Here is a 23,226-nt window from a genome sequence, read left to right on the forward strand (position 1 = left end):
CATATATTGAAAAGTAAAGAGAAAAACTTTACACTATTGGTAGAACCTATTTTAGGAGGGAAAAAATGAGAACATCTAATCCAATGTTGAAAAAAGAGGCATTCCGTAAAGAGGGAGCAAGCGCTTCTGCGATGACGATTGGCGGAACAGTAGGCAAAACGTTCATTATGCTTATCTTGCTACTTGCAACGTCTGTCTATTCATACATACAGATGATGCAGGGGACGATGAAGATGCCAGTATTAATTGGTGCTTTAATCGTTGCGGCAATCATCGCATTTGCGTCTATGTTCTTCCCACGTATTTCACCTTTTGGTGCACCAATCTATGCAGCGGTAGAAGGGGTTGTGTTAGGAAGTATTTCAGCAGTTTATACAATGAAATTTGGCGATTCTATCGTTTTAAATGCTGTATTACTAACAATCTCAATTCTATTTGCAATGTTAGTGTTATATGCAACACGCGTAGTAAAAGTAACGGATAAATTCCGTACAGGCGTTATGGCAGCAACACTTGGAATTATGGTTATGTATTTAGTCGTATTCCTACTAAATATGTTTGGTGTAACTGTTCCATACATTCACCAAGGTGGTACAATCGGTATTATTATTAGTGCAGTTGTTATCGTAGTTGCTGCATTAAACTTATTACTAGATTTCGATTTAATCGAAAATGGTGTACGTGGTCAAGCTCCGAAATATATGGAGTGGTATACTGCGATGGGACTAATGCTTACATTAGTATGGTTATACTTAGAAATTCTTCGTTTCGTTTCTTACTTTACGAAAAATGACTAATAAAAAAATCCTGCATGAAAAATGCAGGATTTTTTTATTTTCAAAGATAAATTGAACGTATGGTATAATATGGATGTTATCAATTTGAATTGAAGGAGATGGAATATGATGAAAGAGAAGAAGGGGATTATGAAAAAACTATTTTCTAAAAGTTTTTTCATAGAACTAGATGAAGCTTTAACGTATCCATCATCAGAAGTTATTACTTCAGCGATTGAAGGATATGCAACTGAGTGCAATGAGAGACTAAAATTTGAGAGTAAAGTTAAACCGATTACGTTTTACTTAGAAAATGTAATGTACCGTGCTGAAATAAAGATGGCTCGCGGAGGATATTACATATCTTGTACTGAAGTGTAATAAATTTTGAAACCATACATGTTTGAACTATGTATGGTTTCTTTTTTTGTTTTGTAGGGTCTAAAATAATACTTTTTACTTACGGATATATCATTTTGTGCTTTTTACCATTCAAACATTTCTCATTACAATGAAGAAAAATATGTGAGGTGGTATAACTTATGATGAATCTTCTCTGTACATAGTAGTGTAGAATTTAAAGAAAAAAGAGATATTTAATTTAAGAACGCCTATTTAATGGGGATTATGTAGATTGAAACTACACACATAATAATATAAGTGTGTAGTTTTTTGATTATTCAGTATACAATTAAATGGAATATATATAATAATTAAGTTATGTAATATCGGTTAAGATTTGCTTGTTTTTTTGTGGGAGGAGGAGATTTGCATGGAGATTGAGCAAGGTATGGAAAGCTTAGATGTAAAATTCCGCTGGATGCCTAAGAGTGTTACATTATACCAAAGGATAGGTGGAGAGCTTGTAGCAAATGAAAATGTAGTAATATCCTTAAAAAACAACTATACACAATTAGTTGTTCCTCATCCAATTACAGGTTTTTTAAGGGCAAAGTATGTAAGTAAAGGAGCATCTTATCACACGCAACTTAAGGCCGCTAGAGTAATATGTAAATTTCTGAACTTTGTATACAGTAATATTGAGGATGATGTTGAGGGGTATAAGGAACTATGCTCTATGGGATTAAGAGGATTACAGTGTAAGCATGGTGGTGATTTTATTACAGATTTAACCTATAGAGGAGTTAGTTTTAATAGAGCGGTTTATTGTGAACAAACTCTTACTAACTTTTTTGCGTATTTACAAGAGAATGATTTAATAGATGAGGAATTTCAAGTGATGTATAGAACAGTTGGTAAGAAAATAGAGAGACCATTGTCTGTATTTAGTAAATCAAACATGGAGGTTTCACGGCCTAATAGAAATAAGACTAACACGAGAGACAAACTAAAAGACTTTGGACCAAATAGATATAGGTTAGCCTATGAGTTTATTGAAGAAGCAGAAGCATTTGGTATAGCATTGGGAGTATGTTTTCAGTTTCTGAGTGGTCTCAGGGTAGGTGAGGTCGTTAATCTCATGAGGGACTCAATTTATGAGAATGGATTTCGAGGGAATGGAGGAATGTGGCTCGATATAAGAGATAATCAGGATATTCTATTTAGACATTTAAATTCCAAGTACGATGTTCAAGTCAAAAGACCAAGAGAGACAATGGTTCTTGATGATCAAAAGTTGTGGGAGGTGTATTATGCACATATGGCACAATTAGAAAAAATAAAGAGGAAGTTTAAGGATAAGGATACAGGAGCATTGTTTATCTCTAAAAAATCAGGATTACCTATAAGTGGGACAGGATACGCTAAAAAATTTGTAAAGATTAAAGAGAGATTTTTAGCAAAACTTATAGCAAATAATCGTTATGAGGATATTGAATTTTTAACTAGTGCTGAATGGTCTACTCATATAGGGAGAGGTGTGTACACAAACTTCCTAATTGATCTAGGTCTAAGTATTGAAGAAATAGCAAATCTTAGAGGAGATAAAAGTTTAACAGCTACCTTGGAATATGTTGAAAAACGAACTTCCCTTAGTAAAGTACAGAGCCATATCAATTTTCTATCAACTGTATATGGAGAAGCGAGAAGTGGAGAAGAAATTATTGAAGAGAGGAAAACGGATAGAGGAAGCTTATATATATGGAGAGGGTTGAAAAATGGATGGACAATATATTGATTTAAAAAATCTAGATTATAAGATACCACCAAGCGCTTTGGATTTTTTGGAGAATGAGAGAATTACTAAATTTAAAGTTGTGGGAGGGAAGGTGTTTATTAATAAAAATGATTTCCAACGACATGAGCGGTGGGAAAGACGATTTCAACAAGGGTATTTTACCATAAGACAGTTTTGTGAGTATATAGGTATAGTACGTTCGGATAAATCTTTAGTTAGTGCATCTTTTAGAAGACTTGTTAAAATTGCTGACGACATAGGTATATATGTTAGGAAGCTTAGATACCCTCTAGTAACATTATATGAAAAATCGGAATACCGGCATGAAACAAGGTTTATTAGAAAAAAAGAAGTGGTAGACATAGTAAATAATTATATGAGAGATACGGAATTTCAAGAGCTTACAGGATTAAAAAAGGGGACTATATGGGAAATTATTAAAAATCATAACATTAGGAAAATAGATTTCGCTGGGAGAGGACAAGCAACTTTCTATCATCGAGAAGATATTGAGAAATATCTTGCATATAGAAAAAAGACAATTGGGCAGAAAATGAGGGTAAATGTGCAAAATGATAATCTTATAATGAGGACAGATGTGTTTCAAATTTTGAATCTAAATAATCATACTTATGAAAAATTTCTTGAAAATAAATTTTTGAATATAAAAAAGAAGATAGGAAGGCATGTTTATTTTAATGAGGATGATATTCTACATTTGCGTAAACAAATAGACGACTTGGATAATAAACTGAGATCTAAATACTATACTCGAAGTGAAATCTTAGCTCAGTATGATTTAAATATAGATACTGCGATGTTAGAAATAGAGAAAATTGAAGTTCCATTGTTGTTACGAGTAATTCCTAAGTATCATATTAATAAATATTTATATTTAAAGAGTGATGTAGCTGCTGAGGTTGAGAGAAGAGAAAATAGATTTAATTTATTTGTTGATAGAGGAAGCATTTACGACAATGTTATTTATAGGGTAGAAGTGGAAGGAATAGCATTTTCGGAATGTTGCAAAGAGACAGAGCGACTATGGTTTAAATATTTGTATGAAAAATCTAAAAATAGTAAAACCAAAAATAATGGTAGCTATTCGGGAAGAATTAGTGAATATTTTAACGCTACAAAAGTGTTGACTGAATGGTTAATTGATAAAGAGATATTTATGTATTCTTCTAAAGAGCTTAACTTTATGTTTTTCTCAAATGAGAATAGAGTTAAGAAAATTATATATTTATTTCTTAAAGAAATCCATGAAATGACCGAATATGCTCATAGAAGAAAAAAATTTAAATTAAGGGAATTAAAGAGTCCGTTCAAGGCATGGTCTAATGAGCACAAGGAGAGGAGTAATAGGGTATATAGTCCTTGTGAATATACGGAATTTTTTGAGTATATTACTGATCTAACTATGCATAAAGATAAGGCCATAGATAGTGTTAAGGAAGATATAAATAAATATATACACTCTAATTCTAAAAGAATTGTTTACAATAGATATGAATCAATTTGGTTGTATATGTTAGTACATTTAAATAATGCTTGGAGGCATTGGGATTGTACTGAGATTCCAAGAATAGACTTTAATGGTACTAGTATAGAGGACAGTATTGATTGGCTAAGGAATAACGATATATGTGTCGAGGACGCTGAAAAGATTATAACGAAATTAAAAGTTAAATGTTTAAAGTTAAAACATTCCAAAACAGGTGCCCAGCGCTATTTTTATTGTTCTAATCAGTTGGTTTTACCAGTAGCGTATGCTTTAGTTTTATGTGAGATACGAACTAGAATATTAAATCCATTGAGCGACTCTTTAATAGATTTTGGTACAAAGAATCGAAAAATTACTAAAGCTGTTTATGGAGGTTTTTTTGAGGATTTTTCAAATAGTTCTCTTAAATTTACTTCTTTAAAAATGAATAGAACGTTTATTACGCTTGCTTATAGCATAATTAAAGATTACGGTGGCCCAGCTCATGAATTAGAGATACTGAAATTTCTTCGTAATCATAAATCTATAGAATCCACTAATTTGTATATTTATGTGGACCAAAAGGATTTAAATTTTTTAAGTAAACAGGTTTTTTCTAGAGACAATTTTGGTTTTATAGCAGATGGATTTGCGAATGTTCTTTTTGGTACTAGTAGGGATATTGCTGAAAGGACTAAACAAATTGAGATTATTTATAACAAGTTAGGTAAGGACCTGAGGCTAGAGGGAATTATAAACTCTTTGGCATATCTAGTAAAACGAGAAAACGCGGTTATTGATATTATTAAGGGATTAGATAGAGACGAGATTCGATATCTACACAATCAGCTTAACATGGGATTATTATATTCTAAAACCAATTGTGTACAGTGTATAATATCGCCAGCAGAGTGCATTTATCAAGAAAGAGATGACTGCATAGGATGTCCTTTTGCTATTTATAATTTTTATGCACTATCTACTATCACTGAAAAAATACTTCAGCATGTTAAGAAATTAATGGAGAGTTACGGTGAATATGAATATAAAGGTGATTTAGAAAGAGACGCCATTCTGTTTATAAAAGATTTAAAGTTATTTAAAGAGGCGGAAGAGAAATTTGGGGATTCGATTTATGATTTTTTTAATATCACCCGGGAAGAATTTGAAGGTATGTTGCGTGCTATTCCTTCTATTGCGAAATACATACCAGAGATAAAGAGGTGAAATGAGAGTGAGTAGTGCAGTAAATAAAATACCCGAAGTTGAATTTGAAGATTTTAATGAGGAAAAATTTAATATTGAGATTAGTGTCGCAACAGCTCAGGAACACTTAAGTAATATAGATGAAAATGAGCTAACAGTACTAGATTTTGATAGTGATGTATGGTATGTGCACAAGGAAGTAAATGATCAGCTAATATCTTTTGATTTTCAAGATGAAAAAATAAAAATTGAAGGAATGACCACTCAAGAAACATCTAAGCTGAAAATAATAATAAAATGTTGGACAGCTAGCCTTCTTGCTGAATATGAACCTCTGACTGTACAACATTATCTTGGTAGATTAGTAAAAGCATTACGATTTACCAAAGGGTTTAGAATTGAATTGCTTGAAGAGTTTATTGGAAATACGATGTTAGGGCATAGTGTAAGAAGGCCAACAGTATCAACATTATATAATTTCTTTGATTATTATGATGGCTTTGAGGCTACAGAGGAGTATTTAAAGGCAATAGCATATATTCCCATAGAGGTGGTAAGAGTTAGAACGATTCCAACTGTAAGTGATTGCTTAAAGTTTGTATGGATTATGAATGATTTTTTTGAAAATATGGACAGAAATGACGAGAGATATATATACTATTATCCTTTAAGACTTTGGTGGTCTATAACATCAGTTATCCCGATAAGAAGTGGAGAATTTTTGATTATAAAGCGAGATTGCATAATTTCTAAAGACGGGAAATATTATCTTTCTTTACCAAGAACAAAAGTGAAAGGAAATAAGGGGAAACCAGTAGCTACTCAAGTGGAGATAACAGAAAGCGTCTTCATGATGATAAAGGAATACTTAGATTTAACAGAAGGCTATGGCTATTCCAGGACCCTTATATCGTATAAAGCACATAAGGATATAAAATGCCCTAACTATATGAAAAAAAAGATAAAAAGAAACGTGAATATTATGACTCTGCAAGTTTTTAGGGGGATTTTGAATGATTTTTATGAAAATATAATTGCTGCTTCACCTTATAATTTAAATGTAAGATCTATAGGAGAAGATTCTGAGAATCAAATTAGGAAGAGTCTTAAGAAAGGATTATCTAAATTTGATATCGAACGTCGATTAAGGCCAAATGATACTCGACATATTGCGTTCATTTCTCTAATGCTACAGGGATTTCATCCTATTGAGATAGCACGCTTAGGTGGCCATAGTACATTATATTCACAGAGGCATTATCAACAGCATAATTATTTTTTGGCTGATTCAGGAATATCAAAGTTATTTAAAATGTTTAGTATGATGGGAAAACACTTAGGTAATCCTTTGTTTGATGTAGCAAAATCAAATGATCATGTAAACATTGGGAAAACATTTAGGGAAAAATTTATTTTTTCACCAGCTAAAAGTTCTAAAGATAAATGGGAGAAATTGAAGATAGGATACTGTTCTGCGGAAGTAAAGGATTGTCAGGTAGAATGCTTTGATTGTAAAGAATATTGGCGAATCGAATTGGATGAATTCCTAGAAAAACGGGAAGAAATTGAAAAATGGATAGAACGGAAGCAAGACAAGATAAAATTATCATATAAAACTCTTTTTAATTTACATCAGAAATTAATAAATAAAACATATGATAAGATTAATCCGAAGCTAACTGACGATTTAGCAATTGAATCAAAGAAATTAAGAGGATTGTTAGAGCGTGTAGATGAATTCTCAGAACGATATGGTGGTTGGTTGAAATATGAATAAAAAAGTGGGCAGAAGAACTAAGGAATACCCAGAAGATGAAATTAGAAAAATAATTTTAAGATTTACAAAAGAAAATGGGATAAGTACGGAAATACCAAAAAGAACTCTAAGTGAATATACAAAAAAGCTTTTTAAAGAGGGAGAACTTCCTTGGCTAGATAAAGAAATATCAGACAATTATTGGGTACGCTCTGAGCGAAAAGGTTTTCAGATAATAGAAGAGTACAATAATACCGTTCATGGGATACTGAAACATGAAAAAGATAATGAGTTTAAAATACCGAATATTAAAAATGTACTTAAAAATAATTGCAAGGATACAGAAAAGCTATCTCAATATCTCATATTATTTGAAAAAAAATTAAGACTAAGTATTGAAAAAAACAATAAGTTTAATGAAGAAATTATTCAACTAAAAGAAAAATTAGTTAGTCAGTCTCAATATATAGAGTCTTTGGAGAAAAGAATTTATATGCAAGAGGAAACTATCTATCGAATGTTTGAGAGGGGAGCAATAAGCAATCCTAAGATAAGAGGTTTAAATGAATTAGGAGCAGAGTCTGAAGAAATTATCAAAATAGCTATGGAAAATATGTTTAATCTTTCGGCAGATGAATTTTTGAGGATTGCATCAAAAGAGAATATTAACCTAGAAAATAGACAAAATAAGAAATTAAAACCATATAAAAAGTCTCTATTAGATGATTTTAGAACTCTTTAAAACTAGTCATTATGAAAAAATATAATTAGTAGAGTTATACATGGTATTAAAATAGAGAGTTGATAGTTGTATGTGAAAATAACAATTCAAAGAGATAGAATTATATCCTCAGGGTTTAGACTATCTCTTTTTAAATTATAAAATAAATGTAAAGTTCTAATCGTGATATTAAATAGAGAGTAAGACATTAATTATAATTGAAGGGATCTTGAGAATAGAGGATAAATACATAAAATTATTTGTATGAAAGTTTTTAATGTTTGTACAATGTTATAATGAATTATAAACATACTTTGATGTATATCATCAAATAGATACGGGGGAATGAAGGGTGTTAGATGTAGATTTTTTGAAGATTAGAAATCATGATGGTAGTCAAGATAATGGGTTTGAAGAGCTAATATGTCAGCTTGCACATCTTTCTCGACCTAAAAATGCAGACTATTTTGTCCGAAAGGAAGGTGCAGGTGGCGATGCAGGTGTAGAGTGTTATTGGAAGCTACTAGATGGAACAGAACATGCATGGCAAGCAAAATTCTTTACAGAGAGTATAAAAGATAATCAGTGGGTACAAATATCTAAATCTGTTGAAACAGCTTTGGAAAAACATCCAAAAATCACTAAATATTACGTGTGTTTGCCTAGAGACTGGACAGATAGTAGAAAAACAGGTGTAAATGGTAAAGTTGTGAATTCAGCATGGGATAAGTGGTTAGAGCATGTTGAGAAGTGGAGAGCTCTAGCTGAGGTAAAAGGAATGAATGTGGAGTTTACGTACTGGTGTAAACATGAAATTAGTCAGATGTTACAGACAGATAGTCCCGAATATGCTGGTAGGGCATTGTACTGGTTCAATGAGCCTGTTATACATCACCGATTACTTACGAAGATTGCCGAAAAATCACGTGAATCGTTAGGAGAAAGATTTACATCTGAGTTTCATCTAGATCTACCTATAGCAAAGCAACTTAATGGTTTAGGCTTAACACCGCAATGGAACGAACGTCTTTTTGAGCAGAAGAGTAATATTTCAAATTTAGCTGGATCTGTCCTTAAATTTATTGAACGGAATAAGCTCGTAGAAGTCAAAAATTGTTGGAAAGAGCTCCAACAAAGTATTCTGTTTTTAAATGAAAAATTTGGTGATTGTATTATTAAAAACAAGTTTTTAGAGAACAGTAAGTATTTGTACACTCTATGTTTGGATACAATTGAGAAGTTAGGTGAATGTCGTAGGATACTTCACAATACAAATGAGTCTGACGATAAAACCGAGTATCCCCAAAATAAATCTGATTTTTCCGTAGGTATTAGTCACCTAAGTAAGCTGAATAATCAGTTAGAGAGCTTTAGAAGTTTTTTGAAAAGCAAGGCACTTGAAGCTGCTGTTAGTAAAGCGGCAATCCTATTAGGAGAAGCAGGTATCGGTAAGTCGCATTTGCTATGTGATATAGCTTTAAAACGTATAGATGCATCTCTTCCAACACTTTTTTTACTTGGACAACACTATTCTGGTGGAAACCCTTTAAATTTAATTTTGGATTCTTTAGACTTAAAGGGAAGCTCTTATCAACAAGTCTTAGGAGCACTAGATTCGGCTGGTGAGGCAAAAAAAACTAGAACCCTTATTATTATTGATGCAATAAATGAAGGACATTATAGGGATGAATGGTTTGAGAATATATCGGCATTCTTATCAGAGATAAGTAAATATCAGAACATAGCAGTTCTTCTTAGCTGTCGTACAACATATAAGGATTATATCTTACCAGATATCCCTGAGGCCCATCTGACACAATTAGTGCATGTTGGGTTCAAGGGATATGAGCATCGAGCAGCTGCAAAATATCTATCGAAACAGGGCATCTCAAAGCCAAGTACACCAATAACGTCTCCTGAATTTAGTAATCCATTATTTCTAAAAACATGTTGTAAGTCACTTAAAATAAACGGACTTACTTCTTTTCCGAAGGGGATGAATGGACAAAGTCAGCTTTTTGATTTTTACCTAGCTAGTGCCACTAAGATAATTAATCGAAAAAAGAGGTATCGTCCGGGTGAAGAAATTGTAAGGGATGCTTTAAATGAATTTGTAAAATTTATTTTCCCTGATTATTTACCAGGTCTTCCTATTACTAAGGCGCGGAAAATAATTGATAAGTTTGATCCAATGCTACACATGGGTGACAGCCTTACTAATCTTCTTATTGATGAAGGAGTTTTATCACTTGATGTTGAGCCAAGTACTAAAGGGACACCTCGTGGTACGGAAGTAATTCGTTTTACTTACGAAAGATTTAGCGACTATTTCATTGCACAGCATATACTTAGTCATTATGTGTCAAAGGATAATATAGAGGCCGTTTTTTCAGAAGAAGGTCTAATTGGAAGTATGTTAAAAGATGGAAGTGTTTATCAGTTAGGGGGAATTATAGAAGCTCTTGGCATCTGTTTTCCAGAACAATTTGGACATGAGTTAATAGAGTTTATACCTAAAGAATTTTCCAATTATAATTGGATGCTAGAAAGGACATTTATAAATGGCATACTTTGGCGTTCTCCGAATTCGTTTACAGAGGAAAGTGTTAATTTATTGAATCAGATTACTAGCAATCGAATTGGATTCCATAATGAAGCTTTGGATATTCTTTTAGCGTTATCGACAGAGCCTAATCATCCATGGAATGCGGATTTTCTGGATAGAAATCTTGCAAGAATGTCTTTACCTGAGCGGGATGCTTTTTGGTCAACAAATATTGCTCTCAATGATCAAGAAGAGGACGAAGGGCAAGCGGAATCTATAATTAGAACGTTGATAGAGTGGTCACTTTCAGTAGATGTAAGAGATGTCGAACTGGAACGTATAAGACTTACGTCTATTGCTTTAATCTGGATGACAACCACTTCAAATCGAAAGGTACGTAATGAAGCAACAAAGTCGTTAGCAAGAATTTTTTCAGAATTTCCTACTCTTATTTCTAACTTAATTAGAAAGTATAAGGATTGTAACGATTTATACTTAGTAGAAAGGTTATATGCAGCAAGTTATGGGGCAGTTTGCAATATTAATGATGTTACTGTGATAAAAGATGTTGCAGAACTCATTTATGAAATAGTTTTCCAAGATGGAAAGCCATATCCTCATATCTTGTTGCGTGACTATGCGAGGGGGATTATTGAGCTAGCATATGCTAAGGGAATACTTTCATCTGACATTACTCCAGATAAATTTAGACCTCCCTATATTAGCGAATGGCCTGTTGAGAATCCAACAAAAGAAGAAATTGAGCAGTTGATAGAAGATAAATCTTCAAACTCTATAAAAAATTCGGTACTTGGTTTTCCTGGGGATTTTGGAAACTACACAATGGGATGTGTTAGAAACTGGTCCCCAACAATTCTAAGTGAACAAAGACCTGAGAGTACTTTAGAAGTACACAGAAAATTTGCTAATTCACTGCCTCATGAACTGAAAGAGAAATATTATTTCTATTTGGATAAGAAGATTGAAGGGAATAATGAATCCAAATTCAATTTAAAATACTTTCTTCAAATTCTAGAAGAAAGTGGTGTGAATATATGGACTGATGAAAATGACCAAGTATTAGACTCTGATGAAGAACTTAAAAAAATTGGAAGTCTTTTTAATAAGTATCAAGAAATGGATATGGATTGGAATGAATTGAAAGAGCAAATTGAAGCTGTGCAGGATGAAAGTGATAGGGAGTATTTTAAGTGGATTATTGATCTTGGATTTCACGACAGCCCAGCGAGGTTTAATAAAGAACATGCTCAGAGATGGGTTTGTAAGAGAGCTTATGAATTAGGCTGGAAGTCGGAGCTTTTTGAGGATTTTGAGAGAATGTATATAAATCACTATGGCAGGAATCAATCAAATATAGAACGAATAGGGAAAAAATATCAGTGGATAGCTTTTCATGAATTTTTAGCTAGAATGTCTGATAATGTTCATTGGATAGGCCGTGGATATAGTGATGTTGACGATTCCAAATTTTTGGGACCTTGGCAAATTGATAAGCGAGATATAGATCCCACCGTTTGGCAGAGAAAGGATAAGGATTGTATTTCGGATGGACAGGAAACTACAGCTTGGTGGCAGCCGTATAAGTTTCCTTTTACAAATGGACAATTAGAGGATATAAAAGCATGGTTATGGAACAGGACTTTAGTCCCAGAATTTAATGAACTTCTCAAAAGAACTAATCCACAGGATGATATAGAATGGCTAGTTCTACGAGGGTTTACTAAATGGGATAAGAAGCCTATGGAAGACAAGGATGTTATTCCTGCACAAGATGGATGGTTTAGAATAAATTCATGTATCGTAAAGAAAGAAGACATAAAGAAATTAAGAGACTCTGTTACTGGAAAAAACCTTTGTGATCCTGGTATTTTAAGTCCAGTTTCTACAGGACAACAGGTGTTTTTAAAGGAATACCCATGGCACCCTTCATGTGAAGAGTTAGTAGACTGGCGAGAGGCTGCGGAGGATTATACGGGATTAGTAAGTGTCAAGCATCTGATACCTGTATGTGAGTATGAGTGGGAAAATGAGGATACAGATAACTCTAAAGAAGGTCTACATTCTTTTTATATGCCTTCTAAACAAATTATTCATTCATTAGAACTTGCAAATAGACAAGGACAAAGTGGGTCATGGATAGATAATGCTACAGAATTAGCTTTTATAGATCCAAGTGTTAAAGAAGCAGGTCCTTCCTATGCTCTAATAAGAGCAGAGTTAATAGAATCGTGGTTACATGAAAATGACTTGCAATTAGTTTGGCTAGTTGGTGGGGAAAAGCAACTATTTACAGGGACTGCCTGGAATCTTGTTGGTAGGCTTATTTTTAGTGGGATATACACCTTAAATGGTAATGAGGTTGAGGGCAATATGTGGTTTATAGAAGAACCAAACGAGGATGCTTAATTCAAAAATTTATTGTAGTTTGGTAGTTGGCTGTTTTTAGGAGTGAAATTAACTAATATTATAAGAAAAAAGTTGTATCGCTTTGAAGAAAGCTGAATATAGGGGGATTTGGATTTTGTAGTTATTATTAGAAATCGTCTTTCCACTGTACTATAGCTTAAAAATAAAGCGGTGATGTTTATAAAACAGATACGATGAAATCAGATAATAAATATTTTTGGGGGTCCTGTTTTAAACAGGATTCTTTTTTGTTGTTATAATACAAGCAAGCCCAAAATTTCTCTCTGAATTCCATAATAACAATTAATATATCTATATAAGAGATATCTAGTAAAATAAACTTGTAGCAATTCTATTTCTTGTTATTTAGATAGTATAGATGCAACAATTACTTTGACTATCTTTGTTGTGTCTTTAAAATTATTTGCATCTAAAGTAAATGAAGATAAAATTCTTATTAAAGAGTATTATTTAATGTATGTAGAGCGTATATTTGTGTTTTAAAATGTATTACATTCTTTTGATGAGGAATTTGAAGTACAGGATGAAATTAAAAAGAATGGAATAAAGTTGGATTAAGAGAAATTGTAGAGGATGAATTTATTAAATCAGATAATAATATTTTTATCCAATTATCAGATATAACATTGGGTATTTTAGGGGGATTATTTTAACGTATTAAGCCAATCTAGATTAATGATATTCGATATGTTTATTTCTCTCTTAATGACCATCAACAAAAAGATTTTAACCTATTAAAAACATTACTGCATATATCTTATGAAAAAAACGATGCTTTTAGAAAGATGTCTATGAATCAAGAATTGAATATTAAATTTAATAAAATAATGTATTTTTAATAGCGCTTGTTGATTCAAATGGTTTTATCTAATGTTGTTATGAGCTTAATCAAACTTTTAATAAAACGAAATAGTTATTTAGTAAGAAACGACTGCATTTTGAAAAACCTTTTTGGGGATTTTTCTTATTTACTATAAAATGTGTGTTTGTGAGCTGTTTTTGATTAAATTTCATTATAAAACTATAATAATGAATGCATTATCATAGCGAACTGAGAAAAAATTTTAAGTATTTGGCACAGAATTGGGCTTGAAAATATTAAGATTGAATATGTAGATGTACTTAAGTTGAGAAATAGATCTAGAAATATTAATAATCGAGCAACCAACCGCTATAAAAAATATTAAAAATGATTAGAGGTAGAAAGATGAGTAAAATCAATGAAATTCAAATGAGATTAGGAGAGCTAAATGGTGGGGAATTTCAGAATTTGATGGATGCTTATTTTGCTAAAGAGATTAAAGGTGAGCTGTATCCTATTGGTTCTGTATTAGCGAATAACAATACTAAGACAGGTACTCCTGATACTCTTATAAAGTCTGAGAATAGAATGTACGTATATATCGAATATACGGTTCAAAAATCAAATGTAGTTTCAAAGTTCAAAGAAGATATTCAAAAATGCTTAGACGAAAATAAAACAGGTATTTCTAATGGGCGAATAGAAAAAATAATTTGTTGTTGTAATACAAGACTCAGTACTGGAGAAATAGAAGAGATAATTTTAGAAGGAAGCAATAATGGTGTAAGTGTCGATGTAGTATCTCTGGATGCTATTGCTTATAAATTAATTGAGTATCCCTTAATTATGAAAGATTTTTTAGGAATATCAATCGATACTCAACAAATTTTGGATATAGATGATTTTATAAGGTTTAATGATAGTGCCAAATTTGCTACGCCATTAGATATCGACATATTTGGTAGAGATAAAGAGATAGAGGATATTATTAGGACAATTAATGAGAAACAGATAACTGTTTTATCAGGAACACCGGGTGTAGGAAAAACTCGGTTATCTGTGGAGAGTGTTAGAAGGTTTATTACTAACCACACTGAATATAAAGTGAAATGTTTAAGAAACAATGGGCAAAATTTATATGAGGATTTAAATCTATATTTTAATGAACCGGGTTACTACTTATTAATGATAGATGATGCAAATTTATTAACTAATATGCAACTGATATTAGATTTATTTAGTTGGAAATTTAAAGGTGTACATATTAAACTGCTATTTACGGTAAGGGAATATGCAGAAGATAAAATAAAAGAAAAAATTTCTAAATATGAATTTAAGATTTTTAAAATTAACACTTTAAAAGAAGATGATATCAACCTATTGTGTGACCATTTTGAAATTAAAAATCCGCGTTACGTGGAAAGGATATGTGAAATTTCTAAAGGAAATCCGAGATTGGCAATTATGGCTTGTAATACCGCTAGACGTGAGAATACTTTAAAAAGTATAGCGAATGTAATAGATTTGGTAGAAGTTTACTTTAAGGACGTGAAATTTCATTTTGAAATGGATTTAGAAAACGATGATTTATTGAAGGTTGCAGCAATTATTAGCTTTTTGAATAATGTTCATCTTAAAGATAATGAAAATATAGAAATAATATGTAATATTGCTAATGTTCAGAAGGAATATTTTATAGATTTGATATCAAAGCTACATTCAATGGAAATTATTGATATATATGAAGATGAGCTGGTTAAAGTTTCAGATCAAATACTAAGTGTATATCTTTTTTATTTGACGATATTCAGAAGAAAATTGATTTCATATGATGTATTTATTTCAAATTACTATCCTAATTTGAAAAATAGAATTATAGATAACTTAAATAATGTATTTTCTTACTTCTATAAAGAAGAGCATTTGAAATTTATCTGCGATGCTATAAAGGAAAAATATAATAAGATTATTAAAAGTAATAATAAACAGGTAATTGAAGAATATTTAAATACATTTTGGTTTGCTCTTGAAATTGAAGGGCTTATTTATGCAAAAGAACAAATAAATCAATACTCAATTGAAGAAAGTAAATTATATAAATTTGAATTAGATAAGAATAATAAAGAATATTCAAGTGTTTTATCATTACTTTCCCATTATGCTCAATCCAAATACTATAGAGAAGCCATTGATTTAATATTGGATTACTTAGATAAGAAACCATCTGAATTTTCAGATGTCTATTATGTATTGACGGATAGTTTTGGATTTAATGATAAATCAATAAATTATGGATATACTCAAGAGCTTGAAATGTTGCAGAAAATAACTAAGAAATGTAATTCTAAGAGAGATGCACTTTCTATAAATTTATTAGTTAAAATGTTAGATTATTTCTTAAAGTTTGGCTATGAATATACAAAAATGAAAAGTAACCGAAAAGTTATTTTTTATAAAATTCCACTTACATTAGATTATAAACTATCAAAAATTAGAGAAATAACATGGGATATCTTAATAGATTTATATAGTAATGGATATAATGTGAGAGAAATTAATACGTATTTATACAACTATGCCCGAAGAAATGTAGAGTCAATTAATAAAGAAATTTTAAATTTTGATAAAAATTTCATTGAGATACTAATAAGTGATATAAAAGAATTAACATTAGAGCAAAGTATAGTTTTTAATAGATTGAGAAATTTGTTATCTAAACATGGAATTAGTTTAAATAACAATTTAGAAAAAAAGTTAAATAGTTATGAATATCAGGTTTATAAAAGATTATTTGCAGACGTGGAATATAAGGAACAAAATAGAGTAGTTGAAGAACAAGATTTAATTACCTGGTCAAAAGATTTTACAGATGTGGTTTTCCAAAAGATTTTTAAGATTTGCAATGAAATAATCGATATTAAATTTGTCAATTCTAAAGTATACGCAGCAAGCGATAGAATAGAATTTATAATTTTAAACGCCCCTCAAGAGAAAAAAATGGATATTTTAAAATTATTCTTCAAAGAGAACTTAAGAATGAATATACACCCTCAAAAATTAGTAAGGAATATAGATAAATTAGAACAATTAGAAGATATTATATTGGGGTTAGAATTTTTTAATAAGAGTTTTTGGCTGTATTGTATATATGAAGAAATGAGTATTAACAATGCTTCTTCTGAACTTTTAGCTAAAATATATAATTATTTCGAGAAATCGGAAGGGGATGTTGTAGGATATCTAAGGGATCTATCTTTTTTGAAATTATATATTGATATTGATGACAATGTTTTCATTAATGTAATAAATACACTATTAAATCAAGAGGATATACTGATTTGTGGAAGTATTGAATCATTTTTAAAGGTTGTTACAGATGATGAAAAGTATATCAAAGAGTATATAAAAAATGATTTTGAACTTTTAAAAAGGCTTTATTTAAAAGTGTTAAAAATAGAGCGTCATTTCGATTATGATTCTGCTATTTTAAAAACCATTACAAGACACGAAAAGTCTATTTTAAGTAGAATTATAAATAGTATTATTGAAGATGAAGAGAATACTTATGAGTTCCCTGACAATATTGATTTACAATTTATTTGGGAAGAAGAAAACTGGTTAGAATTAGCAGAGGATATTAGCAAATTAATAATGGGAAATGTAGAAGTTCGAGATAAATATTATGTAGTTACGGATTTGTTAGAAAAAATGTTTCATTTAGATAAAGAGGCATCTGAAATTCATAAAGAAAGAGTTTTTCAGTGGATTGACATAAAGATTATAGAGTGGGCTGCAAATGATTTACTAATAAAATTATTATTTGAATGTTTAACAGTTTTTGATGACAATAAGCGTATAGATTGGCTCTATAAGTTACTACAAGTGAGAACAGAGTTTAATTTTTTTAAAATAATCCCATTGTTTTCTGGAAGTTATTCATGGAGTGGGAGCGAAGTACCACTGTTAATTGGCAGAAAACAATTTTTTGAATGTCTAGAAAGTAAGCTGGAAGGTTTACAGTTCCTTGAACATAAGCGTTGGCTACAAGAAAGAATAGAGTATGTAAATCAAGAAATTAAGGTAACTAAAATTAAAGAGTTAGTAGAGGATATATAAAATTATATATTAATTTATATTATGGCGTTAGTTTCTAAAGCTATATTTTTGGATGCTACTGTGTTAGAAAATCAGATTGTTTTAAAACAGTAAAATATTATTTGTAATAAAGTTAGGTAATCTTAGAAAAACTAATAGTTTATAATGAATTTTGAATAACAATTCTGATATATATAGTTTTCTGCTTGTTTGTTGTTAAAAGAGAAGTTAATAAGATTTAACTATTAATAATATTCGATGTTTTTGGGGTTAAAAAATATCACTTTAATAGAGAGTGTTTATCGAGCTATACGGTACTTATTTAGGATTATTAGTAGTACAAATAAACAAAATTAGAAAGGATGATTGGATGTACATATGGGGATTTCAACCACACTTTCAGATTTCTGTAAATACCACAGCTGAGGCAATATTCAATAATATAAGACAAGATTTGAGCCCAAAAGTATGGGTGGTAGGGATATGGGCTGAAGATAATGAAATAGACATTCCCAATCCAGTAATTACAATTGACACTCCATTTAAACCGGAATTATTTTCTAAGGTAAATGATAAAGCAAATGATATTTATTATAAAGATCCTAATAGGGAGATGTTAATTAGTAATGAGAGAGCTGAGAGAAACTATCATCATAGGCTTAAGTTAAATGCAAAAGTTAATGCAATGAATAAAATACTTGATGAAGCATATGAGGAACAAAATTTAACATTTTATATATCTATACCCATTAAAATTAATGGTTTTTGGGTTTTTACAATATTACAATTAAACAAGAGGACAGCTAAATCTATTCCAAGCCTAAATAAAACTAAAGTATTAGAGAGATATGGAATCATGAGGTCTTTACTTGAGTCCACAATTTCCGAATTTTTAAGCTCGTGTTCAAACGTTCTGCAAATACCAGGTGTAGGCGAAGAACTGAATGTATTAAGACGTAATGGTGATGAATTTGTTAGAAGTGGTGGAGAGACTTTTTTGAAAACATTATCGCTTAAATTTCATGGACACTTTAATTTATTTGAGATATTTAATCTTATTTCTTCCCAATACTATGAAGGCGGAGAGAGTAATGGGAGAATTATTATTTCAAATAATGAGCATCCTGCAATTAACCAGATTTTGAAGTTCAGTTCTCCTATTGATTTAACGAATCATAAAGCAATAAGAAAACTTCTAGAAATGACTAGTGGAGATATAAGTTTATTAGCTAATGGTAATGAAGTTTATGGTATGGGGAATATATCAAATTATGATTCTACAGATGAAGATTTATTTATTATTAATTTTAAACGACACTTCACGTGGGAATTAAGGTACAGAGATACTCCGTTAATGGTAGTGGAATATCGACAACCTAGTTTACCAAAAGAACGAATGAATAAGGAACTATTTTCTGACCATCTTATAAGGACTTTTTCAGACATGAATGAAAATGATATTAACGTGATATGGGATGTTATTTTAGCTGCTACGGAACAAAAGCATGGAACAATGGTTGTAATTACTAATAAGGCGGCAGAAGAAGCAGATAGACTGAATGGGCAATGCATAAATATAGAGCCAATAAATTTGACTGCTGAAGTTATGAGGCTTGTTACTGCGATTGATGGAGCTGTGCTTTTAGATCCTAATGGAAAATGTCATGCTTTAGGAGTAATACTGGATGGACGGGCTACAGAAAAAGGTGACTCCGCTCGTGGAGCTAGGTACAATTCAGCATTAAGGTATTTGGATACTCAGGAGAACGAATGTTTAATAGTTGTAGTGTCGGAAGACGGGTATATTAATTTAATACCACACCTAAAACCAAAAATATCTCGTCAGTGTATTGATATTTTAATTAAAGACTTACAACAAGTTAATGAATCTGAGCATTTAGATATAAAATCATTCAATCAAATCATGCACGATCTAAAACGGCTAGCATTTTACCTAATTCAAGAAGATTGCGATAAAATTAATGAATTACGTAAAACTATAGAAAGTAAAATGAACCCAAAGACTATTAGAATCGTTTACAGTGATTTTACTCCGAATGCTGAAATGAATAACTCTTATTATAGATAGATTTTTTAATTCATAAAAGAAATAGAAAAGATAATCAAAATTTTTTATAAAAACATGTTTCAATGTAATAAGTTAATAGTGTGTCTCGATTAATCTTTATTTTAAAGTAACAATAATCTCTTAATCGAGTTTATTTCAATCTATATAGATAGACTTATTAATTAAGGGGGATTGAAAGAAATTATGGGAAATAAGATTATAGACCCAATCAATACTATCGAGGCAATATGTAAAACCTTGCCTACATTTCATTTTAATGAAGAATACGAGCAGTTTGTTTTGGACGATGAAAGTATGTGTCCTTGTGGTAAAGGAAGGAAATTTTATGATTGTTGTCTTAGTAAATATAATTCAGTCAGAGAATATTATAGAAATATAGAAAAATTAATAGAGGGCGATAAAAAAATAGAACAATATTTAAGAAATAAAAGAATTAAAAATATTCCTGGTTACAAGTTGTATGAAAAGTTACTAAAAAAGAAGAATTTGACATTTTGTTTAGCTGCAAACTCTGAAACGCCATGTTCCGATAATAAGATTAGATATGCACATACAATCGGAAAAAGCTCAATTTTAAAGATTTTGAATAAAAATCAAAAGCAGCTTTTTACGTTTAATCGATACTTAAGTTATCCAGAAGATAGTTTAGAAACATATTTTGTACCTATAAAAGATAGTGAGGCTAGTATAGTAAATACTTTTTGTAAAGCACACGATCAAATACTTTTTAAAGATATCGAGAATGAGAACAGATATACTGGTGAACCAATTCAAGATTTGCAACTGGCGTTAAATGCAGCTGCATTAAATACATATGCCCAAATTTTACAAATATTATTTCTTCAAAAAATGTTAAATGAACTGAAGGAGTTTTGGGTGATTAAAGAGCTATATAGTGATTACGCTTTCTATATTAAAGAGTTAGAGAGTAGCCTATACTATTCTGAAAAACTAGTTAGAGATATAGAATTTGAAAACTTTGGTGAATTATATAAATTTTCTATAGAACTTAAAGATAGGGTATTACCTTTTGCTTTTTGTGAAGGATGTAAACTTGATTCTATTTTTGGAATGAATGAAAAGTTTTTAGCGTTTATAAACGTTTTTCCAACTGAGAATAGTACATGGATAACGATAAGTACTTATGAAGAAAGTGGGGAGGAGTTTATAAACTTATTGAAACAGTATGGTAACAAGAAAGAGTTTGAAAAAATTTTAAAAGTCATTAGTGATATTATTTCGAGTCAAGGAAGTAATATTTATTTTAATGCAGAATATATTAATGAACTAAACGATCATGAAAAAGCAATCTTATATTATTTTTATGCTGCAAATGGAGCTAGAAGAATTGCAAAAGATATAAATAATAGATATCTTTTTGACTACAATTACTTTGATAAAAAAAATTTATACTTTAATACAATTACAAAGCAACTTTCATTATAGGAATTTTAAAGAATAATAATTATTATAGTTGTTTTGATTAATCTTTTTTCAATATGTAAGTTTTCTTATTACCTGTTGATTAAGAAGTTAAGTGTATTATTTAATTAATTTTATTAGTTTTTTTGAAAAGTATTTAAATAGGGATTCATTTGTAAACCACTTTAAAAGCCTTACATTAGATTAATTATGTAAGGCTTTTGTATTTTATAGATGTGTAGAGATAATAAAGTTGTTTACTTCTTTTAGGACTAACGAAGTAGTTTAATGGAAGAAGAATTTATAGTAAGTGTTATAATAATCAATAACTTAAACAAAGGGGGAAGCATTTTTGCACAAACTCAATGCATTAATACCAGAGCTATCAGTTTCAGATATAGAGCAAAGTTTAAATTTCTATTCGGAAATTCTCCTGTTTAAAATTGAATATCAAAGACCAGAGGATAAGTTTGCTTTACTGTCTTTAAATGGCTGCCAGATTATGATTGAAGAAGTAAATGGTCATTGGAGTACTGGGGAGTTATCTTATCCCTACGGAAGAGGAATTAATTTTCAAATTATCATAAATGATATTGATCCACTATATGATAGTTTGAAAAAGAACGAGTATCCAATTAAATTTGATATTCAAGAGAATTGGTATAGAGCTGATACTCAATTAAAGGGACAAAAAGAATTTTTAATTATGGACCCTGATGGTTATCTATTAAGATTTGTTCAAAATTTAGGTGAAAAAGATGTTGAGGCAGATTAAGCTATGTAAAATAGGATGAAAATTTAGTAAATGGAGCAAGCTACTTTTTTCAATAAGGGGCATTAGTTGAAGAAGAATTAACCAACTTTATTATTTTTATAAATTACAGGCTACAACAATTAAATTAAGTTTTAAATAACTTTAAAACCACCTACAAGTTAATTTTAGTAGGTGGTTATTACATTTCTTAGACTAAAATTAACCAACTTTATTGTCACTGAACAATAGATTCAAATTAAGTAATTTTATTAATCCTTTATAAATGCAAAGATTATATAGTGCTTGTACCAGGACAAGTGAACTTGATGCAGATACACATTTTTATGTAATGAGTTCTGGAACTCGTAAAGAAAAAAGAGATGATATATTTTTCGAAAAGCGTTTGAAACCTTGAAAAGATGCTTATTTATATGATTTATATCAACAGATATAAATCATATAAAGTGAACATAATTAATTTACAACACAAGTTAGATTTGGAAATTTTTGTTTTTAGAATAATAGTACATAAAAAAGAGAAATAAAAGAAAATAATTGAAATATTTTTTTTGTTTCTTGTTATATTTTTTGGTTTAATAATTTTTCTTCTAACTCTTTAATAAGTTGTGAGGGATTAATTTTTAAGGCTTTAGATAGTGCAAATAATGTGTTTATTGTTGGTTTTCTTTTTCCTCTTTCTAAAAGGCTAATATAGGTCCGGTCTAATCCAGAGTTAAACGCTAATTCTTCTTGGCTCATTTTTGAGTTAAGACGATATTCCTGCAAGACAGTACCAAAAGTTTGTTCAATACTCAAGAAATCACTCTCCCAATCTTTATAAAATAATTTTGGGAGAGGTGTTTCTTTAACTCTACAGACTATAGTCTGCAAGAATGGACTATAGTCTGTAGAGTTAAAGAAAAATAGTATAGATGTTAGTGTTAAATTAGTTAGTATGTAAAAGAATAGATTCCCTTTAATAATAAATC

The 23,226-nt window shown here is 30.4% G+C and carries 12 protein-coding genes; 11 read left to right on the forward strand and 1 reads right to left on the reverse strand.

What is annotated here, in order from left to right; translation table 11 throughout:
• Positions 1-65: 65 nt before the first annotated feature.
• The 11 genes from MHI26_RS10880 (at position 66) to MHI26_RS10930 (ending at position 22,258) form a co-directional block, all read left to right on the forward strand.
• Entirely contained in the window at positions 66-797 is a 732-nt protein-coding gene (locus tag MHI26_RS10880; RefSeq protein ID WP_001260648.1) for a Bax inhibitor-1/YccA family protein, read from the forward strand.
• A gap of 105 nt (positions 798-902) precedes the next feature.
• The gene (locus MHI26_RS10885; protein WP_000975133.1) at positions 903-1,157 is read left to right on the forward strand and encodes a DUF4318 domain-containing protein; all 255 of its coding nucleotides are present in this window, start codon (positions 903-905) and stop codon (positions 1,155-1,157) included.
• Positions 1,158-1,548: 391 nt separating this feature from the next.
• Positions 1,549-2,913 (forward strand): site-specific integrase, encoded by a 1,365-nt coding sequence (locus tag MHI26_RS10890; protein WP_340808729.1) that lies wholly within the window; start codon positions 1,549-1,551, stop codon positions 2,911-2,913.
• The gene (locus MHI26_RS10895) at positions 2,894-5,626 is read left to right on the forward strand and encodes a hypothetical protein (RefSeq protein ID WP_061666619.1); all 2,733 of its coding nucleotides are present in this window, start codon (positions 2,894-2,896) and stop codon (positions 5,624-5,626) included. Before MHI26_RS10890 ends, MHI26_RS10895 begins: the two co-directional genes overlap by 20 nt.
• Position 5,627: 1 nt before the next feature.
• On the forward strand, positions 5,628-7,382 hold the full coding sequence (locus MHI26_RS10900) for a site-specific integrase (RefSeq protein ID WP_061666618.1): 1,755 nt from the start codon (positions 5,628-5,630) through the stop codon (positions 7,380-7,382).
• The gene (locus MHI26_RS10905; RefSeq protein WP_061666617.1) at positions 7,375-8,103 is read left to right on the forward strand and encodes a hypothetical protein; all 729 of its coding nucleotides are present in this window, start codon (positions 7,375-7,377) and stop codon (positions 8,101-8,103) included. Before MHI26_RS10900 ends, MHI26_RS10905 begins: the two co-directional genes overlap by 8 nt.
• A gap of 331 nt (positions 8,104-8,434) precedes the next feature.
• Entirely contained in the window at positions 8,435-13,054 is a 4,620-nt protein-coding gene (gene avs2, locus MHI26_RS10910) for an AVAST type 2 anti-phage system protein Avs2 (RefSeq protein WP_061666616.1), read from the forward strand.
• 1,228 nt (positions 13,055-14,282) lie between these two features.
• On the forward strand, positions 14,283-17,993 hold the full coding sequence (locus tag MHI26_RS10915; protein ID WP_340808730.1) for a hypothetical protein: 3,711 nt from the start codon (positions 14,283-14,285) through the stop codon (positions 17,991-17,993).
• A 274-nt stretch (positions 17,994-18,267) separates the two neighbouring features.
• A complete protein-coding gene (locus MHI26_RS10920; protein ID WP_340994007.1) occupies positions 18,268-20,061 on the forward strand; it encodes a DNA integrity scanning protein DisA nucleotide-binding domain protein in 1,794 nt (597 codons plus the stop codon).
• A gap of 183 nt (positions 20,062-20,244) precedes the next feature.
• Positions 20,245-21,507: a hypothetical protein gene (locus tag MHI26_RS10925; protein ID WP_340994009.1), complete on the forward strand. Its 1,263-nt coding sequence runs from the start codon at positions 20,245-20,247 to the stop codon at positions 21,505-21,507.
• Positions 21,508-21,835: 328 nt separating this feature from the next.
• Positions 21,836-22,258, forward strand: coding sequence for a bleomycin resistance protein (locus tag MHI26_RS10930; RefSeq protein WP_061665960.1), 423 nt, complete (start codon positions 21,836-21,838; stop codon positions 22,256-22,258).
• A gap of 558 nt (positions 22,259-22,816) precedes the next feature.
• Here MHI26_RS10930 and MHI26_RS10935 read toward each other — a convergent pair.
• Entirely contained in the window at positions 22,817-23,053 is a 237-nt protein-coding gene (locus MHI26_RS10935) for a helix-turn-helix domain-containing protein (protein ID WP_061665961.1), read from the reverse strand.
• Positions 23,054-23,226: the final 173 nt, after the last annotated feature.

It is taken from the genome of Bacillus sp. FSL K6-1218, from assembly GCF_038006445.1.
Taxonomy (GTDB): domain Bacteria; phylum Bacillota; class Bacilli; order Bacillales; family Bacillaceae_G; genus Bacillus_A; species Bacillus_A thuringiensis_S.